This window comes from Halarsenatibacter silvermanii, assembly GCF_900103135.1.
In the GTDB taxonomy this organism is placed as follows: domain Bacteria; phylum Bacillota; class Halanaerobiia; order Halanaerobiales; family Halarsenatibacteraceae; genus Halarsenatibacter; species Halarsenatibacter silvermanii.
Window position 1 is genome coordinate 20518 of record NZ_FNGO01000029.1, and the last position, 11006, is coordinate 31523.

8 protein-coding genes, 1 pseudogene and 1 riboswitch are annotated in these 11006 nt (G+C 43.5%); all 9 genes and pseudogenes read right to left on the reverse strand.

The features are described from left to right. Window positions 1–24: 24 nt before the first annotated feature. Window positions 25–969, reverse strand: a complete 945-nt coding sequence (locus tag BLT15_RS11580) for a GGDEF domain-containing protein (protein ID WP_089761939.1) — start codon at window positions 967–969, stop codon at window positions 25–27. Window position 970: 1 nt separating this feature from the next. After that, window positions 971–2071, reverse strand: coding sequence for a cobalamin B12-binding domain-containing protein (locus BLT15_RS11585; RefSeq protein WP_159429938.1), 1101 nt, complete (start codon window positions 2069–2071; stop codon window positions 971–973). A 69-nt stretch (window positions 2072–2140) separates the two neighbouring features. Further along, a complete protein-coding gene (locus tag BLT15_RS11590) occupies window positions 2141–4018 on the reverse strand; it encodes a flagellar assembly protein A (RefSeq protein WP_089761943.1) in 1878 nt (625 codons plus the stop codon). A 117-nt stretch (window positions 4019–4135) separates the two neighbouring features. Beyond that, window positions 4136–4226: riboswitch (cyclic di-GMP riboswitch) on the reverse strand. 246 nt (window positions 4227–4472) lie between these two features. Continuing rightward, window positions 4473–8048 (reverse strand): PAS domain S-box protein, encoded by a 3576-nt coding sequence (locus BLT15_RS11595; RefSeq protein WP_143423084.1) that lies wholly within the window; start codon window positions 8046–8048, stop codon window positions 4473–4475. 370 nt (window positions 8049–8418) lie between these two features. After that, complete coding sequence (gene msrB, locus BLT15_RS13770) at window positions 8419–9081, reverse strand: peptide-methionine (R)-S-oxide reductase MsrB (protein WP_345788694.1); 663 nt, start codon at window positions 9079–9081, stop codon at window positions 8419–8421. 36 nt (window positions 9082–9117) lie between these two features. Continuing rightward, window positions 9118–9486 (reverse strand): annotated as a pseudogene (locus tag BLT15_RS13675) (peptide-methionine (S)-S-oxide reductase MsrA); the annotation flags it as partial. Between the two features lie 12 nt (window positions 9487–9498). Further along, window positions 9499–9642 (reverse strand): hypothetical protein, encoded by a 144-nt coding sequence (locus BLT15_RS13325; RefSeq protein ID WP_159429939.1) that lies wholly within the window; start codon window positions 9640–9642, stop codon window positions 9499–9501. 220 nt (window positions 9643–9862) lie between these two features. Continuing rightward, window positions 9863–10309, reverse strand: a complete 447-nt coding sequence (locus BLT15_RS11605) for a hypothetical protein (protein WP_089761949.1) — start codon at window positions 10307–10309, stop codon at window positions 9863–9865. Between the two features lie 28 nt (window positions 10310–10337). Further along, window positions 10338–10715 carry a PH domain-containing protein gene (locus tag BLT15_RS11610; protein WP_089761952.1) on the reverse strand — a complete coding sequence of 126 codons (378 nt, stop codon included), beginning with the start codon at window positions 10713–10715 and terminating at the stop codon, window positions 10338–10340. Between the last annotated feature and the right edge of the window lie 291 nt (window positions 10716–11006).

An 11006-nucleotide genomic window follows, 5' to 3' on the forward strand; every position in this document is an offset into this window, starting at 1 on the left:
GGGATAGATTTCGCTTGATTATCCTCACATTCTTTTCACTACATCCTTGCCAGCATTCTTGGCTTTATAAAGAGCTCGATCAGCTCTTATCATTAGCTCATCCAGATCATCTTTGTCTCTGAACTGGGTAACCCCCATACTCACAGTGTGAGATAAATCCTCATATCCCACATTCATATCTTTGATTTCTTCTCTTATCCTCTCAGCAAATTTTTCCGCCTCCTCACCAGCGGCCTCCATCAATAAGATGCCGAATTCTTCCCCGCCAATTCTGGCCACTATATCACCATCTCGAACATTGTTCAAAAGCACTTTGCCCAAACTTTTCAAGACCTCATCTCCCACTTTATGCCCGAATTTATCGTTGATTTCCTTAAAATTATCAAGATCCATCATAACAAAAGATACGTCCCAATAATATCTTTGGGCCTGAGCCAGCATTTTCCCGGCAAACTCCCTGAATGCCCTCCTGTTGGCGAGCCCTGTGAGCTCATCAGTCCTGATTATCCTCTCCATCTCTGCTCTGGTTCTTTCCAGCTCGGCATTCTTTTTTGCCAGCTGCCTGGTTTTATTGGCAAGTTCATTGTTGAGTTTGCTTATCTCTTTTAATGCTTCTTCATCGCTGGGTGAGCCGGATTTGCCCAGAAACAAAAATTTGTCTTTTCTGTGGAAAATAATACTATCGCTAAAAAAGGGGGTGCCATTTTTGACAGTGAATTTCAACCTCTGCCTTTTATATTGATCTTCAGCCGGCAGATCTACCTTATCTTTATATCTTTCAGTCAGCAGCTCAAAAAAATTACGGTCAAAAGGTGTTTTTTCCCGACGCAAAAAATTTTGAGCAAAAGCATTGTTGGCAGCTATTATTTCGCCCCCGCCATCAAAAAAACAGATCATCTCATCGGTCAGATCTTCCAAAATAATATTGATTTCCGGCAGGAAAAATTCGATCAGCTTCTTCATGCTCATCTCAGTCACTGCTCCAGTCTCTAGCTATCTCTGCCGCCTCTTCTCCGTTTTGTGCGAAGGCATCATAATCTATATTATCGAGCAGATACCTATGATCGTTCAAAGCTCTGCCGCCGACCAGTATTTTGAGATCCGAAATACTCTCATCTTCCCTCACAGATTCTATGACCTCGCTCAGAGCGGTGACATTATAAGGCATGGATACCGAGAGGCCGAGAAGATCAGGCTGCTCCTTTTCCAGAAATTCTACGAGCTCGACTACAGGAGTGCTGGCTCCCAGAAAAGAAACATCCCAGCCGTCAAACTCCAGAAAATCCGCCACAATTCTCGCCCCTATCTCGTGGTACTCGTTGGCTACGGATGAGACCACCGCTCTGCCCCTGGTTTTGGCCGGATGCAGATATTCCATATGATAGGAGGAAAGAATTCTAGATACAATTGAAGAAGCTCTATGCTCCTCTGCCACCGTTATATTACCCTGCTCCCACATAAATCCCACGGTGTAAAGTGCGGGTTTTATCACCTTTTCCGCAAAGTTTTTGAGATCATCGCGCGAGGATATATTTTCTTGCATAATTGCCCGGCAATCATCTATTTCCTTGATCAGCAAAGCGTCAATAAACTCATTAAATAACGGGCGCCAGTCCTCGTCTACTTCCCCGGCAGCATTTTCGGATTCTTCAGCCAGGGCTATTATATCCTCATGATGCTTTTTTATCCATTTATAAACCTCAATGATGGATTGATTGTACTCATCCGGAATAAATTTATTCACCGCTTCTATCCAGCAGGAAATACTCACCTTAAAATATCTATAGGAAAAACCCTTTTCTTTATAAACCGAATAAACCCAGGGTAGGGTGTCAGCCAGAAGACGCATCTCGTTAAATTTAAAAGTTTCCGCCATAAAAAGGACGTGTTTTTCATGGTTGTCGAACATAACTTCGAGAGGATTATAACCGATAAGTCCGTCGATATCCTCCCTGGCTGCCATCTTTTCGTCGACATATTCATTTATTTTATTTTTGCATTCGATATAATCTTCCGCTGCTCTATTCTCGACCGGAGAAAGACCGCCGATTTTATCTCTCAACTTGTTCATTTTCCCACCTCTTAGTAATAACATTCTGGACCGGCCGCGTCATTTCCTCTTCAAAGCTGAAAGCCCGTCCTAAAGCTGGCCCCACTTTTTGACAGCTTTCTCCTCGGCCAGCATTCTTTCTACTGATTTCACCCAGCCCTGCCAGGTTTTCTCTTCAAGTTTTCCATCCTGATTGACCTCCAGATGAACCGCTTTTCTGCCGTCATCTATGGTCTTTTTATCGGCCCAGCTCCTGACGGTCACAGAGCCCGAAACTTCTTTGATTATGGCACCTTTCCCAACCTTAATGAGGGTTTGTGACATGGGCACCCCGGCTCTTCCTGACAGAAACCAGCCGCCTGCGCTGGCCCTGCCGCTCTTAAAGAAACTGTTTTTCTGCTTGAGGACGATATTATTATCAGCTCTCAATCTGGAAATGTAGCTTCCTTCTCTCATAATTATTATATCTCTGGCAGCAGAGATACAGGAGTTTTGAGTCTGTCTTAAAATTATACTCCCGTTCTCCTGACTTTTGCTTCTTATCTCACAGTTTCTCAGCTCATCCAGAATTTCTCTCAGCTTATTCCTGGCTCTATCAGAATCGAATTTATCGGTCCCGAAGATGAATTCCTCCAGCCAGTTCATCCTTGCCTCGCCGCAGGGCAGTGAACTGAGCTCTTCGCTGGCAGTTTCCCGGAACAATCTGCTCAATTCAATTATAGCTCCTCTGATCTGCTTTTTTTCCATAATCTCCTGTCTCAGGAGGGATAAGTTCACCAATTTTTTCTCTTCTGCAGCCGAAGTCAGGCTCTCAAAATAGGATTCGAAAAATCCCTTCAAACGCAGAAAAAGCTTTTCTGCCCTCAATTTATTCTGATTAAATTTCTCTGCCCTGCCGGCCGTAATCTCCGATCCCACGACGTTGCCGCCGACGTAGATACTCTGCCTCGCCTGAATATTTCCGTTATTGACATTTTTTTTGATGAGCACTTCCCCTCTGGCTCGGGCGCCAAAAAAATCTTTGACACCGCCTTCAATAATCAGGTCTCCGTCAAACTCCACCCTGCCTTCCTGTTTGTCAACATCTCCGGTTATAATGTATTGAGGCAGAACTCTGACTATAATCTCGTTCTTTTTTTCTTCCAGTTCAGGACGTCCTACGAGCAAGGAAATAGCTTCTTTACCATCTGCACTGAGCGTGACGTTCTTTCCCGCTGTCAGTTTTATATCTTTTCCCTCGCCGGCAGGAAGTTTTTTTCCTCTAACAGTTCTTCCCGGTTTACCCGGGGCAGGTTTAACTTTTTCAGCAATAACTTCTCCCGGCAGAATCGAGGCTATGATATTTCTATAGTGGTCCACTTTTTCGGATTCATCTGTTTCTTCTTTGCTTTCACTGGCAGCTGAAAAAACCTTTTCAATCCGGGCAGGCTCACCCTCTTCAGGATATTTACCCTCTGCCACAGTTGTTTTCCCCCGGAGATCTCCCGAGGCTATCCTTTTGATTTTTTCCTTTTTAAGCCCGAAAAAAATCCCGGCTTCTGCCAGTTTTATTTTTATCTCCTCTTCAGTGACCCTCATTTCTTCACCAAATTTTTCGGTCGTCGGTTGAGCATCTATCAGTATTCCTTTTCGCTCTTCCTCGATCAAAAGCTCGTACCGGCGTGCCGGCTGGAGATCGACCTCTATAAAAGCTTCCATCTCATCTTCAGAAACTTCCAGATTTAACTCCTTTTTCCCTTCGTCTTCAGGCAGGTCATATGTCAGAGTGGTGCTTTTGGTGATGAGCTCCGGAGAATCAATTCTGCTGTCGCCGCGATAAATCTCTATATTCTCCCCGGGATATATCACCGGATATCTGCCATCGCAATAATCCGTGATATTCTCCGAAATTTCAATTTTTATCTCTTCTTTCTCCGGCCTGGGCGTGATAAAATTTTCAAGAGCAAACTCTTCAGACAAAATTAACATTTCACCCACCCCCTCAAAACGATGACCCTTCAATAATGAGAAAATATTTAGATAAACATAAAAATTCCCCGCAGGCCGGCGGAGAACAGGTGAAATCGATAATATTTTTATTCACCTCTCGGCAGCCCGTCCGCCTTTCTCCTGTGACAGAAATTAGGCACGAAAGCTTTGCGCTCTGCCCCTTACGGAACAGTTGCCCTTTCGAATGAATTTTTATGGCTCTTTTTGCGTTCACGATGAAATTTTTCCCCGATCTTATACGATATCTATCAACTGATAACAAGAAGATCCTTTTAATTTTATACAGTACATTTGTTTTAATCTTACCACACAATAGCGGCTTGATCAAATTATCAATGATTACTAATTATGCATACTATATCAATTCTATACGATTTCTCTTGACTTTCAGGGCGGATCATTATTATCATCTTATCCAATCTTCTAAGCTTTTTTATTTAATCATCTCCACAAATTTTTTGACCAGCTCCGGATCGAACTGGCTGCCGGCACATCTTTTTATCTCCTGCAGCGCCTCCTCTTTGCTCACGGCTTCCTTATAGGGTCGGCCTGCAGTCATGACGTCATAGGCATCTACAATTGCTATTATCCGGGACAATAGCGGTATTTCCTCTCCCCTCAATCCTTTAGGATATCCCGTTCCGTTCCAGTGTTCGTGATGATGTAATATGGCCCTGGCCATGGGCGCAAATTCCTCTGTGGCCGCAGCGATCTTATAACCTCTCTCCGGATGTTCTTTTATCGTCTGCCATTCCTCTTCGGTTAATTTTTCTTCTTTGGTCAGTATTTTCTCCGAAATAGTCGTCTTACCTATATCATGAAGAGTTGCCAGCAGGCTCAATTTGTTCAGCTCATCGCTGGACAGTTTGATTTTTTCGCCCAGTCTGTGAGCCAGGTCGGTCAACCTCATAGCGTGTTCTTTGGTTTCAGCGCTTTTAGTTCCCAGAGTGTTGAGCATATTGCGCACCAGTTTGTTCTCCGTGCTCTGAGATTTTGTCAGCTTATCGTTGTACATCCTTTTGTCGGCCCGGGTCAGGACCTCGCCAAATTCTTCTTCTAAATCCTTCTTTACAGCAATACCGATCCCCAGAGTTATGGGGATATCCCTGAATTTTGCCTCCCGACAGGTTTGTTCCAATCTGCCGGCGATTTTCTGAGCGGTACTGTAATCTGTATCGGGCAGCAGAATGACATATTCATCCCCGGCCCAGCGGGATACAAGATCTTCATCTCTGGTTATGCTGTTCATAATATCGGCCACCTTTTTAAGCAGCTCATCTCCGGCCCTATGTCCGTAAGTATCATTTACGATTTTGAGGCCGTTAACATCGCAATATATGATGCTCAAAGGATGCTGTCTTTCCGTATTTAGCCTTTTCATCTCCTCCTCAAGAAAGGTTCTATTATAAAGATCGGTCAGAGTGTCGTGATAGCTTAAATACTTCAGTTCTTCTTCTTTTTCCTTCAGATCGGTGATATCCAGCTGGATCGAGAGTATTCCTTCTTCCTCCCGGGGCAGACTGACCTTTGTTTCAAATAGATGGAGATAGTATTTTTCTCCATTTTTTCTCCGGCTGAAGCCTTTAAATTCCAGATTTTCACCCGCCAGAATCCTTTCCATATTCTCTCTGGCCTGTTCTCTCAACTCCGGAATCACCAGGGTATCCATAATGTTGTTTCCCAGAAGCTCTTCTTCCTCATAGCCTGTAATTTCACAGAGTTTTTCGTTGACCTCCAGAATATTTCCTTCCTCATCCTCCAGCATCAAACCCACAGGAGCCATTTCAAATATTTTTCTGTACTGCTCCTCCCTGATCTCCAGCTTTTCCTGGGCTTTTTTGCGCTCGGAAATATCAATGGCAGTACCGAGAATAGCTGTTTCTCCTTCATAATCTATTCTCGTTCCCGAGAACAAAATCCAGCGCTTCTCACCGTCTTTTCTCTGCAGCTCAAATTCGTAGCTCGAGGGAACATTTTTTCCTGCCAGCAGAGCTCGCCTTCTTCGCCGAACCATGCTCTGATGTTCAGGGGCCACGATTTCCCAAAATTTCATATCATGAATTTCATCCCGAGAATAACCGGTTATCTCCTCCAGAGCAGGATTTACGTATTTAAATTCCTCCTTTAACACAAACAGCCCGAAAAGGCTGGTCTCGGCCAGCGAACGAAATCTTTCCTTCTCCTCTTTCAGCTTTCTTTCCGCTTCCAGCCTATCGGTCACATCGATTCTCATGCTCAATACGCCATCCTCGCCGCCGGGCAGCTGAATCTTCGTGTCCTTCAAATTCACATAATAACTTTCACCCGTTTTCTTTATGGCAGGCAGAATCTGCTCTCTTTCCTGACCGGAAAGTACCTTCTGAAAATTCTCCCTGGCTTTTTCAGAATGAAATTCCGGCACTAATGCTGTAAAAATACTTTCTCCTATCAGCTCATCTTTGTCATAACCCGTTATCTGACATGTCCTCTCGTTTACATCGAGAATGATACCATCCGAATTCTTGAGCTCCATGCCCACCGGTGCCGATTCAAATATCTTGCGGTACTGCCGTTCTCTGATCTTAAGCTCTTCCTCCATTTTTTTCTGTTCGGTTATATCGCTGGCAAAAACAAATTCATACTCCTCTTCTTCATACTGAAAGTACTGACTGACAATAAACACGGGGAATTTTTCGCCATTTTTTGTGATAAATTTTCTTTCATAAGAAAATGAGTCTTCTTCTTTTATTTTTCTCCAGAAGTCTTTCCGATCGATAAATTCCTTCTCGTCGATAATTCTGCTCACTTCTGATCCTTCCAGCTCTTCCTGCTGGTAACCCAATTTCTCACAGGCCTGATTATTGGCATACAAAATTTCTCCTTCAGAACCTGTTCTGAATATCATCAGGCTGGCATTGTCGAGGGAAAATTGAGTCATTTCCAGCTTTTCCTTCTCGCGCATAAGTTCACTCTCGGCCTGTTTGAGTTCGGTTATATCATCATAAAGAGCATAAAAGCCGATCACCTCTTCTTCAACTATGATGGGTATACCGTGATATATAAATTCTCCGGGATTACCGTGTTTGTCAAATCGGGTGCCCTCGCCTTTGATTTTTTCACCCTGCAGAAGCCTTTCAGTTTTCTCCCTGTCACAGTACCCTTCTCTTCCCCGCTCCAGCACATCATCGAGGTGTTCGCTTTCGATCTCGGAAAGCTCGTAACCAAAAACCTCCTGAAACTCATCATTTATATCCTCGATGCGCCCCTCGCTGTCGAGCATGACCACAGCCGAAGTGTTGTTTTCAAAGAGAGCATCAGTCTTTAATCTTTCTGTTCTCTCCTTCGTTATATCGCGCGAACTGCCCACGATCTTTTCCACCCTGTTATCAACAATCACCGGAGCCAGAACAGTTTCCCAGAATCTAATTCCCCCGGGCAGATCCAGTCTCTCTCGATATTTCACCACTTCTTTTTTCTCCATACATCTGCGGTAATTCTCCTCCACTTCCCGTCCGGGATCTTCTCCTAATACCTCCAGCGGTGTCCTGTCTTGGACTTCTTCAGTGCTCAAACCTGTCAGCTCTTCCTCCCGGGGATTCAGCCTCTGGAATTTTATATCCCCGTCTTCTTCTTCCACGTCCAGCAAAAATATGCTGGATTGAACGTTATCGAAAATTGTTTCGTATTCGGCCAGCAGCTTTTCCATCTCTTTTTCTTTTTTCTTTTTTTCGGTGATCTCCTTTTTCAATATCAAGGCCCCGTCCATGTATCTGCTGATTCTCAGCTCAAACCACTTTTTTATCCCGTTTTTCTCCGCGGCTATCTCCTTTATGAATTCCTCTTTCTCATCTTCAATTATTTTTTCGAGCTCGTTTTCGATGACTCGAGCTGGTCCAGCAGAACATCCCTCATTTAAAAGGACATCTGAAAGTGTATTGCCCGATCCCGACTCCCCGGATGATAAATCCAGTTGTTTGCATAAATCTTTCCACTTTTGATTGGTCAGCAGAATCTCTTTCTTCTCACTCACCAGCGCAGCTCCGGCCGGCAGCGATGAAAAAATCGAGTCAGATAAGATATCCTGTTCAGTTCCGGAGAAATTAGAGATAAATAATCCCCTCCCAGCACTCAAACAAAAAATGTTTGCTCAAATCAAAATTTTATTTTATAAAATTAAAATTCCTGAATATAGGATAAAATTGCTACTTAAGTCTTATTTATATTTTACTTGAAGTTCCGGGTTAATTCAAGAGCTTAACAAAATTTCTGGCCTTTCCGGTCCGGGTGGAGTATAAAAAAATGCCCACCTTAGCGCGATAGGTGGGCGAATTATACTGAATCAAAAAAATCGACAGGATAAAGCTTTCTGTAATCTTCATTTTGCTGTCGGCTAAAAACTGTTAAAAATCGTCAGCGAACTCATCATAAGCCTCTTCAGATAAATTCTCGGCCGGGACGAATCTCAGGGCGGCCGAATTTATACAGTAACGCAGGCCAGTCGGTTCGGGGCCATCGTCAAAAACATGGCCGAGATGTGAGTCCGCCTCGCTGCTGCGAACTTCCGTCCTGGTCATAAATAGACTCCGGTCCTCCACTTCGACTATATTATCTTCCACCAGCGGTCTGGTGAAACTGGGCCAGCCAGTTCCTGATTTAAATTTATCCTGTGAGCTGAAAAGAGGTTCGCCGGAAACGATATCGACATATATTCCTGGTTCATCGTGATCGTAGTACTCATTGTCAAAGGCGGGTTCGGTGGCATCCAGCTGGGTGACTTTATACTGTCTTTCTGTCAGACTTTCTCTCAGGTCATCGTCCATATCAGCGGCTTCTTCCCGTGAAATTTCCAGCTCATCCGCCTTTACACCTCCGCAGGTGGCCTCGCATCCGACCTCCACTTTATCGGGATCGAGTTCGTGCTGTTCCATCAGGATTTCCCTGAGTTCTGTGCTCAAACCCAGGCTTCCTATCTCATCCCGCAGCTGACCGCTGGTCCCTTCCCCGGCTATATAACCGTTAACGCGGGCAGCAGCCGTAGAGTTGATAAACTCTTCCATCGTCATCTCGCTCAAATAATGATCCTGGAAGCTGGATCTCTGCTGGAGATAATATTTTTGATGATAATCTTCTGCCAGATTGAATTCGCTGAATTCCCTTATTTCAGTTTTTATCTCCCGGCTCTCATCGTTCTCAAGTTCGGACTTTATCTCGCGGGCGGTGCTGAGCTGTTCCTGATCGTGATAGAATAAAATGGACCGATATTGGCCGGAAATAGGCTGACGGAAAGGATTGTGATCATCCCAGAATTTTTCCACCAGTTCTTTGTAATTGATCGCGTCGGGATCGTAATCAATCTGTATGGTTTCAGCGTGCTCACCGATATTCTGATAGGTGGGATTATCGATTATGCCGCCGGCATAACCGACCCGGGTTCTCACCACCCCTGGCATAATGCCAAAGGAAGCGTCCGGGCCCCAGAATCAACCCATAGCAAAAGTGGCAGTTTTGATATTCATATTGCTCATCTCCTTATCAATATTAGCTGCGTCAGCTTTGATAACTGTCCCCAGAGTAATGACAGCCAACACTATCAAAATCGGAAAAAAATATGATCTTCCCGTCATTTTGATCCTCCCATCGTTCCTCTGCTTTTTTTTGATCACAGATAAATTTTTCTTCTTTGTCAATTATAGCAATAATAATTATTAATAAATAGTGACTGTTTTACAAACTATCAATCCATTTTATCCGAGCTTTAAAAAAAGTGTCAGGTATCACTTCGCTTTATATCTTCCAGCCATTATTATCATGCAAGAAGAATCAAATGTGAAAAACACCTGATTATCAATCAGTGTGATCATAACTTCTGAATTCCTCTCCATCCCTGTCATAAATGAGTATTCCCCCGTGTCCTCCACCTTCGCCCTCATCATCCGGCAAAGTCTGGGTAGCATGAATTACAATATTTCCATGATTATTATAAACGCTCAACATCCCTCCGCCCCCACCGTCTCTGCCGGTGCCCATTTTAATTCTTTTTTCTCCTTCACTGTTGTTCAGGATCAGCTCTCCTTTGCCTTCAGGATTCTGGGTAAGACTGGCGGAGAATTTTCCTTCTTCGTTGAGAACGTCCAGGCTCTCTGTGACGGTAATATTTTCAGCGGTGATCCTCCCCGAAAGGATTTCGTCATAATACTTCTGAGCCGTGGTATCCATCTCTCCTCCGCTAAACCCGTAAAATAAAGCCGCTATCAACAAAGGATAAATTATAAATCTCTCATATTTATGCATAGATATACCCCCATTTTTTATCGAAAAGTTATTGCCTTATTAGCTTTTTTAGTTTTTCCGGATTTTTAAAGCCGGACACACTGATTTCTACTCCTCCTGTGGCAGCACTGGAAATGGTTAAATGGCCAACTCCTGTAAGCCTCTGGGTGACTGATTGGCTGGTGGTGATATTCCTGATATCTTTTTTTATGATCTCATTGGTCTTTTTTCTGATGATACCCTTCCGAAGTTCAATCCTTTTATCGGTGATTTTTAGCTTTATTCCTTTAACCTTTATATACCATATCAAAAGAGGAATTAAACCCAGGCCGTACAGCAAAACCAATCCCAGGCACAGAATAAATGTAATTGGCCTATTTCTGAACATTTTCGGATGATCTTCAAACAAAATCTCTTCCTGATCCACTATTTTATCACTCCTATTGCAGATTAATTTGCCCAGCTGCTCTGACGGACAGGCTGTTTATTAAATTGGAGATTGACTAAAATTGTCCTTTTTGCTGCCAGATCAAACTCTCTCCTCATTTTTGTTACCATAGTTTGAAAAAATCATAAAAAAGTAATTTGACTGCGTTCATTGGCTTTATAAGCAATAACATGCTTAGTGTAAAATAGTTGTAGGGTCAAAGTTATAATTGTCTGAAAAAAGTATCTGGCATTAAAAAAGAGGACTCCCCCTGATATAATTGTTTTAGAT